The organism is Pseudomonas syringae (assembly GCF_000737245.1).
GTDB classification, from domain to species: domain Bacteria; phylum Pseudomonadota; class Gammaproteobacteria; order Pseudomonadales; family Pseudomonadaceae; genus Aquipseudomonas; species Aquipseudomonas syringae_J.
The window spans coordinates 91,056-114,669 of record NZ_JPQU01000021.1; the positions used below are offsets into that span (position 1 = coordinate 91,056).

The 23,614-nt window shown below is 59.1% G+C and carries 13 protein-coding genes; 5 read left to right on the plus strand and 8 right to left on the minus strand.

Annotated features, from left to right (window positions below; genetic code table 11):
- Positions 1–11: 11 nt before the first annotated feature.
- The gene (locus tag IV01_RS19210) at positions 12–1,751 is read right to left on the minus strand and encodes a type I secretion system permease/ATPase (RefSeq protein ID WP_032626836.1); all 1,740 of its coding nucleotides are present in this window, start codon (positions 1,749–1,751) and stop codon (positions 12–14) included.
- 267 nt (positions 1,752–2,018) lie between these two features.
- On the opposite strand from IV01_RS19210, the gene IV01_RS0124695 reads away from it, so the two are divergent.
- Positions 2,019–3,164: a glycosyltransferase family 4 protein gene (locus tag IV01_RS0124695; RefSeq protein WP_032626838.1), complete on the plus strand. Its 1,146-nt coding sequence runs from the start codon at positions 2,019–2,021 to the stop codon at positions 3,162–3,164.
- A gap of 585 nt (positions 3,165–3,749) precedes the next feature.
- Here the strand turns inward: IV01_RS0124695 and IV01_RS19205 are convergent.
- From IV01_RS19205 to IV01_RS19190, 4 genes are all read right to left on the minus strand, one after another.
- Entirely contained in the window at positions 3,750–4,208 is a 459-nt protein-coding gene (locus tag IV01_RS19205) for an REP-associated tyrosine transposase (RefSeq protein ID WP_032626890.1), read from the minus strand.
- 201 nt (positions 4,209–4,409) lie between these two features.
- A complete protein-coding gene (locus IV01_RS19200; RefSeq protein WP_032626840.1) occupies positions 4,410–5,636 on the minus strand; it encodes a cytochrome c in 1,227 nt (408 codons plus the stop codon).
- Between the two features lie 11 nt (positions 5,637–5,647).
- On the minus strand, positions 5,648–7,840 hold the full coding sequence (locus tag IV01_RS19195) for a xanthine dehydrogenase family protein molybdopterin-binding subunit (protein WP_032626842.1): 2,193 nt from the start codon (positions 7,838–7,840) through the stop codon (positions 5,648–5,650).
- Between the two features lie 11 nt (positions 7,841–7,851).
- Entirely contained in the window at positions 7,852–8,304 is a 453-nt protein-coding gene (locus IV01_RS19190) for a (2Fe-2S)-binding protein (RefSeq protein WP_032626843.1), read from the minus strand.
- A gap of 667 nt (positions 8,305–8,971) precedes the next feature.
- Here IV01_RS19190 and IV01_RS19185 point away from each other — a divergent pair.
- From IV01_RS19185 to IV01_RS19170, 4 genes are all read left to right on the plus strand, one after another.
- Positions 8,972–9,823 (plus strand): sugar phosphate isomerase/epimerase family protein, encoded by an 852-nt coding sequence (locus tag IV01_RS19185; protein ID WP_032626845.1) that lies wholly within the window; start codon positions 8,972–8,974, stop codon positions 9,821–9,823.
- Positions 9,824–9,841: 18 nt separating this feature from the next.
- Entirely contained in the window at positions 9,842–10,897 is a 1,056-nt protein-coding gene (locus tag IV01_RS19180) for an isopenicillin N synthase family dioxygenase (protein WP_032626846.1), read from the plus strand.
- A 63-nt stretch (positions 10,898–10,960) separates the two neighbouring features.
- Entirely contained in the window at positions 10,961–11,764 is an 804-nt protein-coding gene (locus tag IV01_RS19175; protein WP_032626848.1) for an ABC transporter substrate-binding protein, read from the plus strand.
- A 143-nt stretch (positions 11,765–11,907) separates the two neighbouring features.
- The gene (locus IV01_RS19170) at positions 11,908–13,419 is read left to right on the plus strand and encodes an amino acid ABC transporter permease/ATP-binding protein (RefSeq protein ID WP_032626850.1); all 1,512 of its coding nucleotides are present in this window, start codon (positions 11,908–11,910) and stop codon (positions 13,417–13,419) included.
- 634 nt (positions 13,420–14,053) lie between these two features.
- Here IV01_RS19170 and recD read toward each other — a convergent pair.
- The 3 genes from recD to recC are packed head-to-tail and all read right to left on the minus strand — an operon-like array spanning position 14,054 to position 23,348.
- Positions 14,054–16,150 (minus strand): exodeoxyribonuclease V subunit alpha, encoded by a 2,097-nt coding sequence (recD, locus tag IV01_RS19165; protein ID WP_032626852.1) that lies wholly within the window; start codon positions 16,148–16,150, stop codon positions 14,054–14,056.
- Complete coding sequence (gene recB / locus IV01_RS19160) at positions 16,147–19,863, minus strand: exodeoxyribonuclease V subunit beta (RefSeq protein ID WP_032626853.1); 3,717 nt, start codon at positions 19,861–19,863, stop codon at positions 16,147–16,149. Before recB ends, recD begins: the two co-directional genes overlap by 4 nt.
- Complete coding sequence (gene recC, locus IV01_RS19155; RefSeq protein WP_032626855.1) at positions 19,860–23,348, minus strand: exodeoxyribonuclease V subunit gamma; 3,489 nt, start codon at positions 23,346–23,348, stop codon at positions 19,860–19,862. Before recC ends, recB begins: the two co-directional genes overlap by 4 nt.
- Positions 23,349–23,614 lie beyond the last annotated feature (266 nt).

Sequence of the window (23,614 nt, forward strand, 5' to 3'; positions counted from 1 at the left end):
ACATCTTCCTGTCAGACGCTAGAAGGCGCTGCGCCTGATGTAGCAACGTTGGTTGCTTTTTGTTGGGTTTTAGCTTTTGCGGCGAGTTCGGCAATCACTTGCTCACTAGGTCCGTACATGCTGAGCAGGCCGTCTTTCATGACCAGCAGACGATCAAGCTGCGACAGGATGCTGGTTCGGTGAGTGATGACAAAAATGGTCGCACCGGTCGCCTTCAAATAGGTCAGAGCGTACGACAGAGCACGTTCGCCCACTTCGTCGAGGTTCGAGTTCGGCTCGTCGAGGATGATCAGTTTTGGCGTGCCGTAAATCGCACGCGCCAAGCCAACCCGCTGACGCTGACCACCGGAAAGGTTGACCCCTTCGCTGCCGATCACCGTGTCGTAGCCTTCGGGCAGCAACAGGATCATCTCGTGAACACCGGCCACCTTGGCGGCCTGAACCACCAGCTCAGCATCGACGTCACCAAAACGAGCGATGTTTTCGCTCACAGTGCCTTCGAACAGCTCAATGTCCTGTGGCAGGTAGCCGATGTGCGGGCCCAGCTCGGCTTTATCCCAATTACTGATGTCAGCACCGTCGAGACGAACCGAGCCGTGCTGTGGCGGCCAGATGCCCAGCAAGGCACGTGCTAGCGTCGATTTGCCGGAAGCGCTCGGGCCGATGACCCCAACCACGGTGCCCGCCTGAACGGAAAAGGTAATGCCTTTGATGATGGCAGTGCGCGAACCCGGCGCGCCGACGATCATGTTTTCCACAGTCACGTTGCCTTCAGGCGCTGGCAGCGGCATGCGCTGCGGCTCTGATTGCAGCTTGCTGAGAATTTCGTTGAGTCGCGCGTACTGACCACGTGCGGCAATGAAGCCTTTCCAGCTGCCGATGATCAAATCGATTGGAGCCAGGGCGCGGCCCAGCAGCACGGAACCGGCAATCACCAGCCCGGGGCTGATTTCATGGCTGACCGCGAGCAACGCGCCCAGGCCGAGAATCAGAGACTGCACCATGACCCGAAATGTCTTGGAGGTGGACGTCACGACGCCGCCGTTGTCGCTGGCAACCGACTGCAGCAGCAGGACCTTCTTCTGACGCGTCGACCAGCGATTGATCAGGGAGTTGAGCATCCCCATTGATTCAATCACTTCGGCGTTACGCAGGTTCTTGGTGGTGTACAGGGTGGCCGCCAGGTTTTCGCGGTTGGCTTCGGCAATCGCCTTGCCGGTGACTTTTTCGTTGGCGTAGGCCAGACAGATCAAAATGATCGCACAGCCGATCGCCATCCAGCCAAACCAGTGGTGGAACATGAACATCACGGCAATGTAGATCGGTAACCACGGGGCATCGAAGAACGCGAACACACCGTTGCCGGTCAAGAACTGACGAAGGCTGGTCAAGTCACTCAACGGCTGGGCCGAAGAGTTCATGCCGCCGGTGGCCAAGGCCTGCTTGAAACTGGCGCGGTAGACGTCGCGACTGAGGATCACATCCAGCTTGGTGCTGACACGGACCATGATGCGCGAACGGATCCACTCCAGCAGACCGGTGGTGATAGTCAGTACGACCATGATGATGGTCAGCATCGCCAGAGTGGTCAAACTGCCACTAGTGAGCACCCGCCCGTAGACCTGAAGCATGTAGAAGGTGGGGACGAGCATCAGGGCGTTTACAAAGAAACTGAAAATACCAACTGATATGAAACTGCCTTTACAAGCCTTTAACGCAGCCTGCAAGCTGTTTTCATCTACGTTACGCATAATTTCCGAACTGCCACGTGGTATGGAAAAGCGCGCGAGTGTATCACTCACCTAACGATGCATAAATGAAAAAGGCGTTAAGTTCCCACTCCGACTGTCCATTTTTCGTACGTCACGGATCGTCGCGCCATGCTTGCAGATGGCGCCCTTACGAGAGTAAAGTCCCGCGCCTGACTATCTGTTCGGATAGTCCACCATTTCTTCTGCTGCCCATCGTTGTTTTTTAGACGCTGGATGACTGTCCCTGAAAGTTACAGCTGGTACCTCATGCGCATTTTGCATTTCTTCAAAACCTACTATCCCGACACGACCGGTGGCATCGAGCAGGTGATTTTCCAGTTGTGCCAGGGCAGCCGTGCGCTGGGTATTGAAGGCGAGGTGCTGACGTTGAGCCCGGATCCGTCCCCTGCCCGCCTGCAGGTGGCTGATCATCAGGTCACTCGGGTGAAGGAAAACTTCAATGTGGCGTCCACGGGGTTTTCGCTGAAGGTGTTCAGCCAGTTCAAGGAAATGGCCGCCGAGGCGGATCTGGTGCATTTCCACTTTCCGTGGCCATTGATGGATCTGGTGCATTTCTCGACCCGCCATGGTCGGCCGACGGTGCTCAGTTACCACTCGGACATCATCAAGCAGCGCACGCTGTTGAAGTTCTACGCGCCGTTGATGAATCAGTTTTTGGGCAGCATGGACCGCATTCTGGTTGCGTCACCCAACTATCAGCGCAGCAGCGAAACCCTCAAGCCGTTTGCCGACAAGACTGTGGTCGTGCCGTATGGCTTGAATCAGGCGGAATACCCGACCGTATCAGCGCAGACCCGTGAGCAATGGCGCCAGCGTGTGCCGGAGAAGTTTTTCCTGTTCGTAGGGGTGTTGCGTTATTACAAGGGCCTGGACAGTTTGCTCAGCGCGCTTGAAGGTGTGGATTATCCGGTGGTGATCCTTGGCGCCGGCCCGCAGGAACTGGAGTTGAAGGCTCAGGCCGAGAAGCTGCAATTGCGTAATGTGTTGTTTGTCGGTCGCCTGGACGACGAGGACAAGGCCTGCCTGCTGCAGATGTGTTATGCGCTGGTGTTCCCTTCGCATCTTCGCTCGGAGGCGTTCGGTATTTCGCTGCTTGAGGCGTCGATGTATGGCAAGCCGATGATCTCCTGCGAGATTGGGACGGGCACGACTTACGTCAATATTCACGAAGAAACGGGCCTGGCGGTACCACCCAACGCGCCACTGGCTTTGCGTGAAGCGATGCGCCGGTTGTGGGATGACCCGGCGTTGGCCGAGCGCTTCGGAGCCAATGCCCTGGCGCGCTTCCAGAAGCTGTTTACGGCAGACCATATGTGCGCGACGACGGCGCAGGTGTATCGCGAAGTGCTCGGCAACGACTATGCCCCGGCGCTTTCTTCGCAGAAGCGATAGACCAGCCCATTCGCCGGAAAATTCAACCAGAGAGATCGCCTTCGCGAGCAAGCTCGCTCCCACGGATTTGAGTGGGCCGCTGTATGTGTGGGAGCAAGCTTGATTGCGAAGAGGCCCGTATCTTCGGCACATCTCCTTGCCAGGTACACCGCCTTCGCGAGCAAGCTCGCTCCCACGGATTTGAGTGGGCCGCTGTATGTGTGGGAGCAAGCTTGATTGCGAAGAGGCCCGTATCTTCGGCACATCTCCTTGCCAGGTACACCGCTTTCGCGAGCAAGCTCGCTCCCACGGATTTGAGTGCGCCGCTGTATGTGTGGGAGCAAGCTTGATTGCGAAGAGGCCCGTATCTTCGGCACATCTCCTTGCCAGGTACACCGCTTTCGCGAGCAAGCTCGCTCCCACGGATTTGAGTGCGCCGCTGTATGTGTGGGAGCAAGCTTGATTGCGAAGAGGCCCGTATCTTCGGCACATCTCCTTGCCAGGTACACCGCTTTCGCGAGCAAGCTCGCTCCCACGGATTTGAGTGCGCCGCTGTATGTGTGGGAGCAAGCTTGCTTGCGAAGACGGCAGTTGCCCTGCCCCTCATCAAATCCATTTGCAGTCCCACAATGGATAATCCCTGACAGTTGTGACCAGCCCTGCCCGCAACGGGTTAGCGACAATATAGCGAGCGAAGTTTTTCAGGCTCTCGTCATGACGCACGGCAATATCCTGATAGCCAGTTTGCCAGACGCGGCCGATATTGCCGGTGACTCTGTTTAACGCGATGGCACTTCTGGATTTGACACGCTGCAGCACCCTGTCGAGGGTGCCTTGGCGTAATTCAAACAACCAGTGCAGATGGTCTGGCATGACAACCCAGGCCAGGGAGTGGGCGATATTCTGGTCATGCACCAGTCGCAACTCATTCACTACAAGTCTACCCAGCCGCCAATTGCCAAATATCCGGCTGTCGTCTGTAAGTCGCGTGGTAACCATATAGATCTGGCCTGGCGCGGAGAATCGCCCAGACCTTAGAGAATGAGAGTGAGCTTTCCCAGGAATTCCATTGCCCTCTCGGATTGAGTTCAAGGACTAATCTAGTGTCAATTGGGAAACGCTCAAGTACGCATTTTTCAGGGAATGTTTCAGTACTAAAACCGTGGGAGCAAGCTTGCTTGCGAAGAGGCCGGTACATTCGGCACATCTGCTCGCCAGGTACACAGCCTTCGCGAGCAAGCTTGCCCTCACGGGATTAAGACCCCATCAATGCAACGAAGCTTCCCGTGACTTGGCGACGTCCTTGGCTTTGACTTCACCATTGCTCTGGCCGAATCGGCGTAGAACGTAGGTGCTGACGGCGGCCAGTTCGGTGTCGCTGTAGTTGCGGGCGAAGTCGGGCATGCGTTGGTCGACGCGCATCGCACCTTGGGTATGCCCTTCCAGCAATGTCGCCATCAGGTTGGTACCGGTGGGGTCGTTGATGGTTTTGAGGCCGTTCAAGGTGGCAATCGGTGATTGATTACCGGTGCCGTCCAGGCGGTGGCAAGCCACGCATGAATCGGTAAACACCTTGTGCCCCAAGCCTTTGTCGACCTGGTTGTTGATGGCAACCATTGGCCGCGGTACGCCCTGGCTGCGAGCCGGGGTGGATTTCAAATACACGGCAATCGCGTTCAAATCCGCCGGCGTCAAGAAGCGCAAGCTGTGCTCGACTGCATCTGCCATCGGCCCACCAGCACCGCCGTAACCTGGCGCGTAGCCTTTGGACAGGTAGCTAACCAAGGCTTCTTGCGGCCAGGCGCCGATCCCGTGTTTCGGGTCGGAGCTGATGTTGTAGGCCTGCCAGTTGCCAATCTCGCCACCGGCCAGGGATTTGCCGGAGCTCATGGCCTGGAAGATGTTACGTGGCGTGTGGCATTCGCCGCAGTGGCCAGGGCCTTGCACCAGATAGGCACCGCGATTCCATTCTTCTGACTGTTTGCTGTCCGGCACGAAGCGCCCGTTATCGGCGAACACCGCGTTCCAGAAAAACATGCCCCAGCGTTGGTTGAACGGGAAGCCAATGTCATTTTCTTTGGGTTTCTGGCTGATCGGCTCAAGGCTGAACAGATAAGCCTTGATTGCCAGGATGTCTTCCCGAGGCATCAGGGTGTAGGACGTGTACGGGAAAGCCGGATAGTAATGCTTGCCGTCCTTGCCAACGCCTTTTTGCAGGGCGCTGACAAAGTCGTCGTCAGTCCAGTTGCCGATGCCGGTTTCTTTATCGGGGGTGATGTTCGGCGAGTACAGGGTGCCAAATGGCAGCTTGAACGAAAGACCGCCCGCAAACGGTTTACCACCCGGTGTGACGTGGCAGGCGACGCAGTCAGCTGCGCGGGTCAGGTATTCGCCTTTTGCGATCAAAGCAGGATCAGCAGCCTGGTCTGTGGCGTAAGTATTCAGTGCAAAGCTGGCGGCCAAGGCGGCGAGCGCATAATTCAACGTTTTCATAACGGCGCTCCTTAAACAGTGAAATAGCCGGAACGGCTCAGTGGCAGACGGCGCTCGCGTACTTTGGACGCGGCGAACAAGGCATTGACCAGCGCAGCTGCGGCTGGCACGGCACCGGTTTCGCCGACACCGCCCGGGCTTTCCTGGCTTTTGATCACATGGACCTGCACCGGCGGCGCGTCGCTCATGCGGATCTGGCGATAGGCGTGGAAGTTGGTCTGCACCACCTGGCCTTTCTCGACGAGGATTTCGTTGAACAACGCCGCCGACAGGCCGAACAGCGTGCCGCCTTCCATTTGCGATTCCACCGAGGTCGGGTTGTTGGCAAAGCCGCAGTCGACAACTGTGATCAGGCGCTTGATGCGCAGGCCTTTGTCACCCTGCATTTCCAGCTCGACGATAGTCGCGACAAAGCTGCCAAACACGGCGCTGACCGCCACGCCACGTCCGCTGCCTGCCGGTAGCGGGGTTTTCCAGTCCGCCAGTTCGGCGGCTTTTTTCAGCACCGCCTGAGCGCGGGGCTGTGCCTGCATCAGGCTCAAGCGATATTCAACCGGGTCAGCCTTGGCATTGTGGGCCAGCTCATCGATGAAGCTTTCGACCGCGTAGGTGCTGCGCAACGGGCCGACGCCACGCCACCAGGAGACTGGAATCACGTCCGGGTCCTGGCGGATGTAGCGCACTTGCAGGCTGTCGAGCTTGTAGACCGGGTCGATGGCCACTTCAACGGCATCGCCATCCACACCGTTCTCCGGCAACTTGCCAATGTAGGCCGCCATGACTGAAGCGCCCGCGATGCGGTGTTCCCAGCCGACCGGCTTGAGATCCTTGTCCAGCGCTGCGTTGAGGCGGTCGACGTAGTGCGGCCGATAGAGGTCGTGGGTCATGTCTTCTTCGCGGGACCAGATCAGTTTGATCGGGTAGCTCAGCTGGCGGGCGATGTCCACGGCCTGGAAAATGAAGTCCGACTCCAGCCTGCGACCGAAGCCGCCGCCGATGAGCTGGTTGTGGATAACTACTTTATCCACAGGCATGCCGCAGACTTTCGCGGCACCCATTTGGGCGAAACCGGGGGCCTGGCAGCCGACCCAGAGTTCACACATGTCCGGGCGAACGTGGGCGACGCAGGTCATGGGTTCCAGCGGCGAGTGGGACAGGAACGGCTGTTGGTAAACCGCTTCGAACTTGCTGGAAGCGTTTTTCAATGCTGCGCCGATGTCGCCAGTCTGTTTGGCGAACACGCCGTCTTTTGAACTGGCATCCAGCAGGGCCTTGTCCAGTTGCGCGGAATCAATGGAGGCGTGCGGGCCCAAGTCCCACTCGATTTCCAATGCCTTGAGCGCCTGCTGGCAGGACCAGAAATTGGTCGCGGTTACGGCAACGGCGTTCTCCAGACGGATCACGTCACGGACACCGGGAATCTTGCGCGCCGCGTCATCTTTCACGCTGCGCAGCTTGCCGCCATGCACCGGGCAGGTCAGGGAGGAGGCGATCAGCATGTCGGGGATTTTCACGTCGATGGTGAACACCGCCGAGCCGTTGACCTTGTGCGGCGTGTCCAGACGTTGCGCCGAGGTGCCCAGCAGTTTGAAATCTGCCATGGCCTTGAGCGGCACGTCTTTCGGAACAGGCAGCTGCGATGCGGCTTCAACCAGTTCGCCGTAAGCCAGCGTCTTGCCGTTCGGGCCGAGCACATGACCGTTTTCGGCGTGGCACAGGCTTGGCGCGACGTTCCAGCGGATCGCGGCGGCCTGAATCAGCAAGACCCGAGCGGTAGCGCCCGCCTTGCGCAGCGGCTCCCAGGTATAACGGGTCGAAGACGAACCGCCGGTGGCCTGAAATTGCAGGATGGTGTCGGTATAGAGCGCCGCATTGGGTGGGGATTCTTCGATAGCGACCTGACTCAGGGGCACTTCCAGCTCTTCGGCCACCATCATCGCAATACCGGTCTGTACGCCCTGACCCATTTCGATCTTCGGCGAGATCACGGTGACTTTGCCGTCAAAGGCGACGCGCACGAAAGCGCCAAAGCCTGGGGACGCTTTGTCACCCAGCCGCGCAGTGCTCACTGCCTCGGCGGCCATGCTGCGGGTGGCCAGGGGTGGTAGCCAGGTGCTGATGACCAGACCGCCCAGTGAAAATGCGCTGCCCTTAAGCAGGCCGCGTCGCGAAACCATCGCGGCAGATTTTTCTACTTCTGACATGGTGATTACCCTCAGGCCTTGCTGACGCTTTTAATGGCGGCGCGAATGCGCGTGTAGGTCGCGCAACGGCACAGATTCCCGGACATGGCCTCAGTGATCTGTTCGTCATTGGCGTCAGGGTGGGCTTGCAGCAAAGCCACCGCCGACATGATCTGCCCCGGCTGGCAGTAACCGCACTGCACAACTTCATGGGCGAGCCAGGCTTGCTGGACTTGCTGGCCGACGGGAATTTCGCCGACCGCTTCAATGGTGGTGACCTTGCGGCCGGCCACTGCGCTGACGGGTAACACGCAGGAGCGCACGGCCTGGCCGTCCAGGTGCACGGTGCAAACGCCGCACTGGGCAATGCCGCAGCCATATTTGGTGCCGGTCAGGCCCAGCACATCGCGCAGGACCCAGAGCAGTGGCATGTCTTCTGCGACATCCAGCTCATGCTCCTGACCATTGATCAGTAGTGTTTGCATCTAAAGGCCTCAAGCATCAATCACGGTTGACCGCCGATACGTCGAGTTGGCGACGTTGGTCCACAGCGGTGTCGATTTTTTTTCGATAAAAAGCAGCAACGTACCCACAACAATCCCGAGCGTTAGCTCGATTGGCAGAAGCAATAAGAAAAAGGTAACGGGTGGCGTGGCAAAGACGCTCTACGGCGCGTGTTTCACACAATGCCCTGACGTTGATCGTCAGCAGTACGGTCGTGCGCGAATAGTACGCTTGTGCTGGTCCTGGACGAAATGCCTATAACTCCGGGGTTTATGCCTTATTGCGGGAATAGCGGTCTGCCTGACACACCGCCATCGCGGCCTCGCGCTGCTCGTGCGCTCCTACAGGTTTTGCGGTGTGCCTGACAAAACGGGGAATCTGTAGGGCTGACCGAGGTTACGAAGGCTGCGAACTGGATGCACCGGATTCATCTGTGGGAGCGAATTCATTCGCGAAAGAGCCGGTACATCCGATACAGATTCATCGTCTGAACCAACGCATTCGCGAATGAATTCGCTCCCACAATGACTTCGCGCTGGCCTCCAATACTTCAGAAATCTCTGAACTATCGATTTGAGCTTTCCTATTCTTTCCGCTTGTCACCGCCCCCTAAGATCAAGCCGCTTGCGTCTTCTCTGAGGTTGATCGATGAAGCTGGAAATTTTTCGCACCCTGTGGGGTTATACCGCCAGTAAAACCCAGGCGCTGGAAGAGTTGCTTGAAGCCGGGTTTGACGGCATGGAAGCGCGGCTGCCGCTGGGCGCTGCCGACCGGGCGGAGTTTGCGGCCTTCTTGCGGGCCAACCGGTTGGGTTACATCAGTACTGTGTTCACCGCCTACGACGTGCTGCCAGAACAGTCCGCCACGGTCGCCGAGCACCTCACCGATCTGGACAAGAAACTTGGCTGGGCCAGCGAGCTGTCGCCGCGCTTCGTCAACGTGCTGGCCGGCAATGACCGCTGGCAATTACCGCAGCAAGTGGACTTCTTCGGCCAAGCGTTGGAGCTGGGGCGCAAGCACGGTCAGTTGTGCACTTTCGAAACTCATCGCTCGCGCTCGCTGTTCAATCCGTGGGTCACGCTGGAACTGATCAAGCAACTGCCGGACATGCTGTTCACCAGCGACATCAGCCACTGGATCGTCACTTGTGAGCGTTTGCTCAACGATCCGGAAGACGACCTCAGCGCCTTCATCGAGCGCGTTCATCATATTCAGGCCCGGGTCGGTTACGACCAAGGCCCGCAAGTCCCCCATCCAGCGGCACCCGAATACGCAAAAGAATTGGCGTTCCACCAGCAACACTGGGAAGCGATCTGGCGTTCCCAGCAGGCGCGTGGCTATCAAGTCACCACGCTGACACCCGAGTTCGGCGCCGATGGTTATCTGCATCACCTGCCCTTCACCAATGTACCGGTGGCTGATTTGTGGTCATTGAACATCTGGATGGGCCAGACCGAACGCGAGCACTTCCAGCAATTCACCCACCCGACCAGCCGTTAAAAAAAGGAGCCTGTTGCCATGTCTGATCAAACGCAAGCCATCGCCAACTTCAGCAGCATTCCGGTGGTGGACATCGCCGGATTGTTCAGCGCCGACATCGCCCAGCGTCAGGCTGTGGCTGAAGAGTTGGGCGCAGCGGCGAGGGAAGTCGGTTTTCTGTACATCAAGAATCACGGCATCGATCAGCAGTTGATCGATGGCCTGCGTCAGGCCGCGAAGGATCTGTTCGCTCAGTCGCTGGACTACAAGATGCAGCACTACATTGGCACGTCCCGCAGCCACAAAGGCTTCGTGCCGGAAGGCGAAGAGGTCTATGCCAAAGGCAAGCCGGACCACAAGGAAGCTTTCGATATCGGCTTCGAAGTCGGTGACGAAGACCCGCTGGTGATCGCGAAAACGCCGCTGATCGGCGCCAATGAGTGGCCGGATCTACCCGGTTTCAAGCCCGCGGTGCAGGCCTACTACGCCGCCGTGTTCGCGCTGGGTCGGCGGCTGTTTGATGGCTTCGCGTTGGCGCTGGGTCTGGAGGAAGGTTACTTCGACGCCATGGTTACACGGCCGCCCTCCAAGCTGCGTTTGATCCACTACCCGTTTGATGGCGCCGCACAGGACGCGCCCGGTATTGGTGCGCACACCGATTACGAGTGCTTCACGATATTGCTTGCCGACAAACCAGGCCTCGAAGTGATGAACGATCTGGGCCAATGGATTGATGCACCGCCTGTGGAAGACGCGTTTGTGGTCAACATCGGCGACATGCTGGAGGTGATGACCGCTGGTACGTTCGTTGCAACCGCTCACAGGGTCAGGACCGTCAGCGAAGAACGCTACTCGTTCCCGCTGTTTTATGCCTGCGATTTCCACACGCAAATCAAGCCGTTGCCGCAGTTCGCCAAGGAGGGCGGTCAGGATTACGAGGAGATCACCATTGGCGAACACATGTTTGGCCAGGCCTTGCAGACCTACCAGTATTTGCGCAAAAAAGTGGAGAACGGCGAGTTGAAGCTGTACGAAAAAGCCCGTAAGCCTTCGAGCTTTGGCCACTTGAAAAACCAGGCTTCAGAACCGTCCTGAACAGCCAACACTATTTCCCAAAACCGACCGTGCCGCACCTTTTCTACTTCGGAGTCTTCGACGATGCGCAATAAAAAGAACATTGCTGTCCGCTTGACCGTGCTTGCCGCCGCCGTATTCGGCGCGACTCTGGCTCACGCCGCAAGCACTGTTACACCGGGTGTGTTCAAAGTGGGGATGGAGATTACCTACCCGCCGTTCGAATCCTACGACGAGAAGAAAAATGTCGTCGGCTCAGATCCGGAACTGTCCCACTTGCTCGCCAAGCACATGAACCTGAAGGCGGACTTCGTCGACACCAAGTTCTCCAGCCTGATCCTTAGCCTTAATGCCGGCCACTACGACGCGATCATTTCCGGCATGTACATCACGCCTGAACGTCAGACTCAGGCCCAGACCATTGCTTACGCCAAAACCGGCGCGGCGATCATGGTACTCAAGGACAGCAAGGTAAAACCCAAGGTGCCGGAAGACCTGTGCGGTCTGAAAGTCGGTCTGGAAAAGGGCACTACCTGGGTCGCTCAGTTCAACAAGCTGTCTACTGATTACTGCGTACCGAACAACAAGGGTGCGATTTCGGTCAGCGAATTCCCGTCTGCCCCTGAAGTAACCCAAGCACTGCTGTCCGGCAACGTACAGGCCCAGGTCGAGATTGATGGCGCTGCGGGCATGATTGCCGAACGCACCAAAGGTCGTGTAGTGGTCAGCACCGAGCACTCGATCTACCAGCAAACCCTGGGCATCTACGTGAAAAAGGGCAACGAAGAGCTGTATCAAGCACTGCTCAAGGCTTTCGACGAGACCAAGAAGTCTGGTGAGTACGACGCGCTGCTGAAGAAATACAACCTGGAAGCGCCGGGTAACTGATTCACAGCATCAAACGCCTCCGACCGTAGGAGCGCGCTTGCCCGCGATAGCGTCAGGTCAGTCGATAAATGAGTCGGCCGATAAATCCAATCGCGGGCAAGCGCGCTCCTACGGGTTGTCGCGTGTCTGAATTTGAGGTGTACATGCAATTCGAATGGTCTTACTTTTTTTCTCTGTTCTCGATGGCGGACTTCTGGAAGTCTTGCATCACGGTGATTCAGCTCAGTGCGCTGGGTTGGTTCATCGGCATGGTGCTGGGCTTTCTGCTGGCCTCGGCCAAGTTGTCGACTTCGCGCTGGTTGCGCGTGCCGGCGTCGATTTATATCTGGTTCTTCCGCAGCGTTCCGCTGCTGGTGCTGGTGGTGTTTGTCTACAACCTGCCGCAGATGCTGCCGTTCACCCGCGATGTGCTGTCCGACCCGTTCTATTCAGGCTTGTTCGCCCTGGTGGTGACGGAAGCGGCGTACATGGCCGAGATTCACCGGGGTGGCCTGATTTCCGTGGCCAGGGGTCAGAAGGAAGCCGGACGTGCGTTGGGCATTGGTGTGCTGGGCATGCAGCGGTTGATTGTGATCCCGCAAGCGTTCCGGATTTCCCTGCCGACGCTGATCAACGAATACATCACCGTGGTCAAGCTCACCTCGATCATTTCAGTGATTTCCCTGACCGAGTTGCTGACCGTGGGCCAACGCTTGTACGCGCAAAACTTCCTGGTCATGGAGACGCTTTCGGCCGTCGCGGTGTATTACGTGATGATCGTCACCGTATTCGGCTGGCTGTTCCACTGGCTCGAACAGCACCTGGAATTGAATAACCGCAAGCCGCAGACCCTTGACGACACCAGCGTCCTGCAACTGCGTGCCAGCCTGCCCAAGCCGGTGCTGAAGACCAGCGCACCTGCCGAAAATGGCGCGGCGCCAGCACTGCAGCTGCATACGATTCACAAAAGTTACGGCCACCACGAAGTGCTCAAGGGCATCAATCTGGATGTGCAAGTCGGGCAGGTGATTTCGATCATCGGACCTTCAGGCTCTGGCAAGACCTCGCTGATCCGCACCGTTAACGGGCTGGAAAGCATCGACGACGGCGAGATCATTCTGTTTGGCGAAAGCTTCATCCACGCTGGCGACAAACCCAATAACCCGCAGATTCGCCGTGGCGTGCAGCGTATCGGTATGGTGTTCCAGAACTTCAACCTGTTCCCGCACCGCACCATCCTCGATAACGTCACCCTCGCCCCGCGCTATCACGACCGCGACCTGGTGATCAGCGAACAGTGCGCATATGCCTTGCTCGACAAGGTCGGCCTGCTAGCCCACGCGCACAAGTATCCGCATCAGCTGTCCGGTGGTCAGCAGCAACGGGTAGCGATAGCCCGCGCCCTGGCGATGGACCCGCAGATCATGCTGTTTGATGAACCCACTTCAGCGCTGGATCCGGAACTGGTGGGCGACGTGCTCAAGGTGATCAGTGATCTGGCCAAAGAAGGCATGACCATGCTGATCGTGACCCACGAAATGGACTTCGCGATGACCATCTCGGATCGGGTGATTTTCATGGAGAACGGCGTGGTGCAAGCCGATGCCGGGCCGCAGACGATTCGTGCGGGCCAGGCTGGAGAGAGGGTGATGCAGTTTATGGGGTTGGATCGCTGATTGGCATAGCGCGCTGTAGGAGCGAGGCTTGCCCGCGATTGAACGATAACGCGGTGTGTCCTGCAAGACCGCAGCGCCTGGATTCGCGGGCAAGCCTCGCTCCAACGGGTACTCGGTCTTCTGTAGGAGCGACCGGGGTGGCGCTCCACCTTGCCCGCGATGAACGATAACGCGGTGTGTCTGGCAGACCGCAGCGCCTGGATTCGCTGGCAAGCCTCGCTCCAACGAGGTACTCGGTCTTCTGTAGGAGCGCGGTTGCCCGCGATGAACGATGACGCGGTGTGTCTGTAATGCGACGTGGGACCGGCTTTAGCCGGGAAAGCGGTATTTCTGAAGACCCATTATCAGTGACCGTGACGGCCTCTTCCCGGCTAAAGCCGGTCCCACGACATCGCCAATTTTGAGATCACACCAGTGAGCGGCGCTTGCACGCGACGAATGACGATGCGGTGTGTCTGGCAGACCGCAGCGCCTGTATCGCGGGCAAGCACCGCTCCCACAGAGATCGAGTCCCAACTGTAGGAGCGACCGGGGTGGCGCTCCACCTTGCCCGCGACGAATGACGATGCGGTGTCTGGCAGACCGCAGCGTCTGTATCGCGGGCAAGCACCGCTCCCACAGAGATCTGGGTAGGTCAAAGCTCCAGCATCAACCCACTCAAACGCTTCACTTTGCGTCGCAGGGCTTCTTCGAATACGCCTTTGCGGGGTTCGATGAGGCTGAACCAGTGTTTGGCCCGAGTGATGCCGGTGTAGATCAGTTCTTTGGTGAGCACCGGGTTCAGAGCTTCGGGCAGGATCAACGCGGTATGGGCAAATTCCGAGCCCTGGGATTTGTGCACGGTCATGGCGTAAACCGTTTCCACATCATTGAGCCGGCTCGGCAACACAAAGCGCACCCCGCCGCTGCCATCATTGCGCGGGAAGGCAACGCGCAATACCTGCTTGCCAGCTTCCGGGCCGTCGCGTTCGGGCAAGCGCAGGGCGATGCCGATATCGCCGTTCATCAACCCCAGCCCATAGTCGTTGCGGGTCATCAGTACCGGACGGCCTTCGTACCAATGGTGATCGCTCTCAATCAACCGGGCCTCGAACAAGGCGCTGGTAATTCGTCGATTCAGCCCTTCAACGCCCCACGGTCCTTTACGAACCGCGCACAGCAACTGAAACGCATCGAACGCATCCAGCACCTCACGCGCCCATTGCCCCCAGCGTTCGTCTTCCAGCGCGGCATCTTGTGGCGGACGCTGTGCAGCCATCACGCCCAGATAATGCCGATAACCTCGCGGGCCGCTGCTGCCTTGATCGTGACCTTCAAGCAGCAATCGCTCCAGGGATCGGTCCTGTTCATTCTTGAGTGCCAGTGCGTACAGGTCGTCATGACTGCGGGCGACCAACAACGCGCGGGCTTCGTCAGACTGCTGCTGATTGACCAGCCGCGCCAGCTTGCCAATACCGCTGCCCTCACCGAAGCGCCGGGAGTAACGCAGCATCGCCACTTGCTGAGCCAGTGGATGTTGCTGCTGATCGCCCTGTTGCAGGGCCGCCCGGGCCAGGTCTTCGCCGCTGATTGCTTCCAGCCAGGCTTGAGTGGCCGGGCTGTACAGCCCGGCTTCGGCATCGCGACACAGGTCACCCAATACCGCGCCCGCCTCCACCGAGGCCAGCTGATCCTTGTCACCCAGCAGCACCATGCGCGCGTGAGGCGGCAAGGCTTCCAGCAGATTGGCCATCATCTCCAGGTCAATCATCGAGGCTTCATCCACCACCAGCACATCCAGCGGCAGCAGGTTGCCAGCGTGATGGCGGAAGTGCCGGGTGCCCGGACGACTGCCCAGCAGGCGGTGCACGGTGGTCACCTCGCTGGGGATTTTCTGCCGCACATCTTCGCTGACATCCAGCGTACGCACTTGCTGGCTGATGGACTCGGTCAGCCGCGCCGCTGCTTTACCTGTGGGTGCCGCCAGACGAATACGCAGGGGCTGGCCATTTTGCACCGCCGGCGCCTGAAGCAGCGCGAGCAAGCGCACCACGGTGGTGGTTTTGCCGGTGCCCGGGCCGCCGGTGATGATGCTGAATGCGCCGCGAGTTGCGAGGGCGCAGGCCAGTTTTTGCCAATCGATCAGCGCATCCGGCGTAGTGCTGGGCGGAAACAACACATTCAAACGCTGGGCGAGGTCGTCCGGCACCACTTCCTGTTGCGCCAGGCGCTGGCGCAAGATCGCGCCGATGCGCCGCTCGTAAGTCCAGTAACGGCGCAAGTACAGCCGCCGATCAGACAACACCAAAGGTTTGCTGGCGGCGCTGTCGCTGAGGTCATCACCTCTGGCCACCAGCGTGCTGCCCAGCAATGCCTGACACCATGCGCCGCCATCCAGGGCCACCAACAACTGCGACGGCAGTAACATCGGGCCACTTTGCACATCGCCTTCTGGGGGCAAGGACAGGGCGAAATCCGGCTCTTTGAGGGTTTCGTACAGGTCCAGGCAAACATGGCCATGGCCGAGTTGGTGACTGGTCAATGCCGCAGCCAGCAGCACCAGCGAATCCGCTGACGGGTCCAACTCGCTGAGGAACGCCACGAACGCTTTGTCCAGCGCCCGCAACCAGCCGCGCTCGACCCAGCGTTCGAGCAACAGCAGCAGGTCGCTGAGCTTGGTGAGGGGCGTCAGCTCGGCCAGGCTCTGGGCGTCCAGTGGCGTGGGCAGCAGCTCGGCGAATGAACGACTCATGCGGGCTCTCCGGTGAGGACGAATTCTTCAGTCACTGACTTACCCTGGAAGAGCAGATCCAGACCTTCGATCAACTCCCGTGGCGGCCGGGTGAAATAGGCACCCTGAGAGCTGGAATACGCACCGCGCAGGAACACGTATAACGCGCCGCCCATGTGTTGGTCGTAGTCGTAATCAGCCAGCCGCGCTTTGAGCTGGCGATGCAGGGCGAGCAGATACAGCACGTATTGCAGGTCGTAGCGGTTGTCCAGAATTGCGCTGGTCATGGCGTCTTCTGTGTAGCTTTCATCATCGGGACCGAGCCAGTTGGATTTGTAGTCCGCCACGTAATAGCGGCCTTCATGCTCGAAGGTGAGGTCGATGAAACCCTTGAACATGCCATTGAGCGAGACGGTTTCTGTCGCGGCGCGAGGGGCATCGTTGTGGGTGTAACGGCGCACCAGAGCGTCCATCTGTGCCACATCGACTTTGTGACAGGCGAACCAGAATTCCATTTCGATGCGGTACTGATTGGGTTGGTCCATTGCGCCGAGGGCAATCGGCGCGCTGTCACCCGCCAGGGACAGCGGCATGGTCAACAGCTGCTGAAGCCAGCCGCTCAGTGTGTCAATCCAGCCCTCCCAGCCGCGTCGATTGCAGCGGCGGGCTACGGCGTCTTTCAGCAGCTGAGGATTGCTGGCGGCCGTCGCAAAACCTTCGTTGCCAGCCCACTCCAGCAAACCATGCAGGAAGGTGCCGGGATTCGGGCCTCTCGGAAAGCGGTGGATATCCCCGCCGCTGACCAGCACTTCACGGGGAGCTTCCGGGTCGAGACGCTCGTCATCGAACAGTTTTTGCGCTTGCGGGCTGTCAGGGGATTCGTCACCGCTTGTAGTAATGGTGTCGCCAATGCGCAGGGCGCTGTAGGACGCAATCCACCAGTTCTCGGCGGCGCGGCGCTTGGGGTTGAGCGCCTTGAGCAAGGTTGCTTCGTTGCGCGGCGGGCTGAAGGTTTCGCCGGTCGGCTCGGGTACAGCCTCTACGCTCACAGCATCGCAGCCTTCGCTCAGATCGCGCAGCCAGGAATTGAGGCCCGCCGATTCAGTCAACGGCATGCCGCCGCCCAGCAAATAACCCAACGCCGAGCGATGCAGCATTGAGCTGCTGGCATTGCCGCGCTTGAGGTCAGCGACACCCATCCAGCAGGCGTACTCCGCCCGGGTCAAGGCCACATAGAGCAAGCGCAGGTCTTCAGCCAGACGCTCGTTATCTGACTGTTCGATCAGCGCAGCAGTCGGTTTGAGGCTGACTTGCGCCTTACGATTCTCATCATGGAAATGCAGCGGCAGCCTGCTGCCATCCACCGGCTTGCTTGAGCAAATGAACGGCAGGAACACCAGCGGATACTGCAAGCCTTTGGACTTGTGGATGGTCACTACCTTGACCAGTTGCTCGTCGCTTTCAAGACGCAGGATCTGTTCTTCACCGGCCTGACCAGAAAGCGCCAGGTGCTCGCCCAGATGACGAATCAGCGCCTGCTCGCCGTCCAGTTCAGCAGCGGCTTGTTGCAGCAACTCGGACAGGTGCAGCAAATTGGTCAGTATCCGTTCGCCGTCAGTGCGAGTGATCAAGGTTTGCGGCAACTGGAAATCGTGCAACAGGCGGCGCAGCATTGGCAGCACCCCCTGATTGCGCCAGATCAGGTGATAACCACGGAACTGCATGACCCGGGCTTCCCAGGCCAGTTCATCCTGATTCAGGCGCTCCAGTTCAGCCAGCGGCAATGCCAGGGTGATACAGGCCAGCGCTGCGCGCAGCGTGCGTTCCGAATCCGGCTCGGCACAGGCTTTGAGCCAGGCCAGCACGTCGTGGGCTTCCTGAGCGGCGAACACTGAATCCTTGTCGGACAGGTAAACGCTGCGCACTCCGCGTGCCGACAACTCGCCCCGCACTGCTTGAGCTTCTTTCCCGTCGCGAACCAGAATGGCGATATCGGCCGGCCGCAAGCCTTTGAGTTCTTTATCCGGCGCGGCAAAGCCAGCTCGGCCCTGCTGTCCGGCGTTGAGCAAGCGGACGATTTCGCTGGCGCAGCTGGCCGCCAGTTGCTGCCGATAGCTGGCACCGGAAACCGGCTGATCACTCGCCATGTGCCAGACGTTAAGCGCAGCCAGCGGCGTACCGTCCAGTTGCAATTCGTCCTTCTTCCCTTGGGAAAGCGCGCCGCTGAATGGCACGTCGTTGCCGCCGCCCTCGCGAAACAGGAAGGCGCCCCGCCCTTCAGGGCGTTGCTCGGCACGCAGGAACACATGGTTAACCGCTTCCACCATGTTGTGGGTTGAACGGTAGTTTGTATCCAGCGTATGCCAGCGCCCGGCGGTGGCCTGACGGGCCCGCAGGTAGGTATAGATGTCGGCACCGCGAAAGGCGTAGATCGCCTGCTTGGGGTCACCGATCAGGAACAGGCCGGTGTCGCTGTCATTTTCCTCGAGACGATAGATGCTCTCGAAGATTCGGTATTGCACCGGGTCGGTGTCCTGAAATTCATCGATCAAGGCCACGGGAAACTGTTCACGGATCAGCGTAGCCAGGCGTTCGCCGCCGTTGCTTTGCAGTGCGGCATCAAGCCTGAGCAGCATGTCGTCGAACCCCATCTCGGCGCGACGGCGCTTTTCTGCTTCGAAGCGCACTCCGACCCAGTGGGCGGCGTGCTCCAGTACGGCGGCATCGGGCGTCGGCAGGGTGTCCAGCGCGACCTTGAGTTCAACCATGGCTTCGAACGCCGGGTGCGACGGCGGGTTGCTCTTCCAGGCTTCGGCGATTCCATCGGGGGTCAACCGAGTGAAACCAGTGCCCAGATCCAGCTCTTCCATTTCATCATCGGCAGCCCAGGCGGTGAGCTTCTCGAACCAAGGGCGGAAGTAGCGCTCCTGCATCTTGCGGCCATCGACGACTTTGCAGGCCACCCCGTCAATGCAGATGGCATGCAGCTCGGCGGCCCAGTTAGTCCAGGGTGACTTCAATGCTTTGAGGGCGTCGCGACGCTGTTGCATCGACGCGGTGATCAGCTCGGCCGGTTCCTGGGTGGGGACTGCCCGGTCGCTGCCAAACAGGCTACGTACTTTCGGTAAAAGTGCCGCTGGGCCGCTCCAGTTGTCGCGCACCCAAGTCAGCGCATCGCCGCTCATGGGGTAACAGAACAGCCGCCAGTAATCGCGCAGCACTTCACCGAGCAAATTGCTGTGGTCGGTTTCCAGGGTCTGGGTGAACAGGCTTCCACTGTCGAAGGCATGCTCGCGCAACATCCGCTGACACCAGCTGTGGATGGTCGATACGGCGGCTTCGTCCATCCACTGGGCGGCGATGTCCAGGCGGCTGGCGCAGGCTGGCCATTGCTCTGGGGCGAATTGATCGCGCAGCTCGTTAATCAGTTCATCAGGTGCGCCGATCTCTTCGCGGAAGAACCGTGCGGCTTCAGCCAGACGTATGCGGATGCGGTCGCGCAGCTCTTTGGTCGCCGCATCGGTGAAGGTCACCACGAGGATTTGCGGCGGCAACAGCTCACGACCGAAGCCCGCCGCATCACCGCCATGGCCCAGCACCAGGCGCACATACAGCGCCGAAATCGTGAAGGTCTTGCCGGTACCAGCGCTGGCTTCGATCAATTGGCTGCCGCGCAACGGAAAGCGCAAAGCCAGGGAAGCGGTTTGTTGCTGCACGTCTTGAGTGTCAGTCATGCGCTGGCCCCTTCGCTGGACAGAGACTGCCAAGGCGCCTCGTAAATCGGTTTGTACAGTGCTTCGCACCATCCGATGAATTCTTCACTCTCCATCAAGGCATCGAAGTCCGGGAACTGTCGGGCGAGCGCAGTGCTTTCCCGACGTTCGCCGTCCGTGGTTTGCCCATCGCCTTCATAAGCCTTGCGAGCCGCGGCCTGGGCTTTGCTTTCGTCGCTCTGACCCAGCCAGGCGAACGCAGTTTTGACCGCCACCGGCAAAGGCCGCTGCATGCCGGTGAGCCAGGCGGTAAGCAGGTCGTTCAGCGCATTCGTGGCGAGGTCTTTATCCAGAGGGTCGAGCAATAATGTTTCGTCGCTGGCGACCAAGGCAGTGCTCAGTGGCAGTCCGCTGGCGCAGCCCACCAGATGCAGGACCCATGGGCGAACCAGACGATGCCACTTGCGGGATTTTTTGCCGCCAATGGAATTGGGAATGGCGGTGATCAGAAGGTAGTCGCCCTGGGCATTGCGATGCAGACCACCCAACCAGCCTTCCAGGCTCACACCCTGATGAGCATGGCTTACGGGCAACGCACTGCTCAGCGGCTCGGGCCAGCGGTGCAGGAGGCTGTGATAACGCTGCAGCAAATCAGGCAGTGGCTCGATCAGTTCCTGTTGCAGACTGGCGCCGAAGCCTGCCATGGGCAGCAAACCGCTCGCCTGAAGTTTCAGCGCTTGGGCTTGCAACGCTTGATCACTGTGTTCAGTGTGGGTCAGCGCAGCATTGAGCAAACTGTCGCTCAGGCTGTATCGCTCAAGAGCATCGAGCACGAAAGGTTCTTCGTCGGCCAAGGGAGCTTCGGCCACCTCAAAGTAAATTTTCAGACGCTGACTGAAGAAGTGTTTGACCGGGTTTCTGAGGAAGTCTTGCAGCTGCGCAAGATTGAGCGGCTCGACTTGCTCGTGGGGGGCGAGGCCTATGGTGAGGGCTGGCACAGGGTTGGCTTCGTGCAGAACCTGCCATTCGCGGGCAAAGCTGAACAGGTTTTCGCTGTTTTGATGGAAGTACTGGGCACTGAACGGCTGGAGCGGGTGCTCAAGGGTCAGTGCATGTAACAGCTGCTGGCCAGGGTCACGCTTTTTACTGTCCATGGGCTCAATGGCGTTGGCCAGTTTCCACCCGGCAGACAGATGATCACGCAGTTGCCCCACCAACACCGACGGCGGACGCTCACTGTTGTCGCGAATACTGCGCCCGATCCAACTGATGTACAGCTGGTCCCGAGCCGACAGCACGGCTTCCAGCAGAAGGTAGCGATCGTCTTCACGGCGAGAGCGATCCCCTGGACGGTAATCGCTGCCCATCAAATCGAAGTCCAGCGGTGGCTGGGCACGCGGGTAATCACCGTCGTTCATGCCCAACAGACACACCAGTTTGAAGGGGATGGCGCGCATGGGCATCAAGGTGCAGAAGTTGACCGATCCGGCCAGGAAACGCTGCGACAGTCGCCCTTGATCCAGCCCTGCCAACCAGGCTTCACGGACGACGGTCAGCGGCAACTCATCCTGAAGCCCCACTGCTTCGCAGGTTTCCAGCCAGGTCTCGCGCAACTGCTCCAACTGAGCCAACAGGTAGTCATCATGCTCGCTGTCGGCGAGAAAGAACAACTGCAACAGTGCTTGCAGACGCAGGCCCCAATCCTGGGCGACAGCTGGAGAGGACAGCTCGCTATGGGCCACTTGCAATGCATCGATCAACGAGACCAGTGGGCCGATCAATGCGGCGTCCAGACCGCCGATCTCATCGTAAGGTTCGATACCGTCACAGGCAGCACCGGCTCCAACGGCATAGCCCAGCAGCATGCGGCGCAGACCAAAATGCCAGCTGTTCTGCTCCAGTGCAGCCGGCAAACCCAGGCTTTCACGTTGCGTCGCGTTGAGGCCCCAGCGCACCCCGGCGCCTTCGATCCAGCGATGCAGGGTCGGCAGGTCGCGCTCCTGAATTTTGAAGCGGGCTCGCAATGCGGGAACATCCAGCAGATCAAGGATTTCACTGACCGGGAAGCGGCTGTCTGGAATCTTCAACAGGTGCTCGACAGCAATCAGCAGCGGCTCCCGACCGCGCTGGCCTTGGTCAGCGAGGGTGAAGGGGATGAAGCGTCGGTCATCGCGCTCGATCTGCCCGAACACGGCGCGAATGTGCGGCGCATAGCTGTCGATGTCCGGGACCATGACAATGACGTCGCGTGGGCGAAGGTTCGGATCTTTGCTGAACCGGGCAAGCAGTTGGTCGTGGAGGATCTCGACTTCGCGCTGGGCGCTATGAGCAACATGAAAGCGTATGGAGCGGTCTGTTGCTTTGTCGACGGCAGGCCAGAGCTCGCGGGTTTCGTCGAGTGGCCGTAGTTCCAGGATGTCGTCTTGCAACTGGTTGAGGATGGTCTTGGGGTCGCTCTCGCTGAACAGATCGATCCGGCCATCCTTGAATGCAGAGCGATAGCTGCCGGGATCATCGTGGCTGTCCAGCAGGTTGATGTAGTCACGGCCCTGCTTGCCCCATGCGGCTAATAGCGGGTGAGCGTGTTGATGGAGCGCCTGTGGATCAAGCACCACCGGCATACCCGTCTTGCGCGCCTGACGTTTGTATTGGTGCCGCAGCAGGTCTTTATCGGCGACGATGTCGGCCCAATGGTGACGGCAAGGGTTGTGAACGCAGAGCAGCACCTGGCTGAATCTTGCCAGACCGGCCAACGCTTCCAGCGCCTGAGCAGGCAGTGAAGAAATACCAAATACGATGACGCGGGGCGGCAACCCTATCGGCGCCTCGTTGAGGCTGGTGATGCGCTCGATAAAACGCTGATGAACACCGGCCCGGCTTTGGGCCATGCCTTGCTCTCCGACGTCCAGCAACAAAGCGCGCCATAGTTCGGCTTGCCAGCAATTGGCAGGGGTAAGCGGTTTGGCTTCACCTCTGACGTTGCGTAATTGGTGACGACCTGCGGCCCAATCTTCCAGCCAGTCGGCTCGGTAGACCTGATATTGGTCAAACAGGTCGGCAAGACGTTCGGATAATTGATAGCGCTTGCGCAGGTCGGTGTCGTTGGTCAGAAATCGGCGCAACGGTTCGAAGTGCGGCTGATCAATCAGTGCGGGCAGCAGGCGCATCAATCGCCACGTCAGAGGGGCCTTGTCCAGCAGGGAAGCTGCGGGGATCTCCTCTTTGCCCAACACTGACCGGTAAAGCTGCCACATGAAACTGCCAGGAAGCTGCACATCCACGGCCGCTGCAATACCGCATCCACCCTGATCTTCGTCTGCCGAATCTTCAGCCAACGCCAGCTTCAGCCACTGGGCAATGCCGTTGCTCTGCACCAAGGCGACTTCGTTTTCCAAAGGGGTCAATGGATAGCGGCGCATCCATGACACAACCAGACTGCGCAAATCATCCAGGCGATTGCCATGAACGACCATGAAACCGGCGCTAAGAGAGGTTGTAACGGGCATGGGTGCTTCCTTGGCTGAACGAAAACCTAAGGCCGAACCTTAACGCAAAACGGGATGGTAGTTGGGCTGGATTTGCGTGGGGGGTGTGAGGATGAGGTGTTGAAACACCCAGTCTGTATAAGCTGCGGAAGGCTGCGAAAGCAGTAGTTGCTGACACCCTCATTCGCAGCCTGCGGTAGCTCCACAGGGGGGGGATGTTTTTCGAGCAGACAAACAAAACCCCATCTGCTTTCGCAAATGGGGTTCTGGAATTTAATCTTGACGAT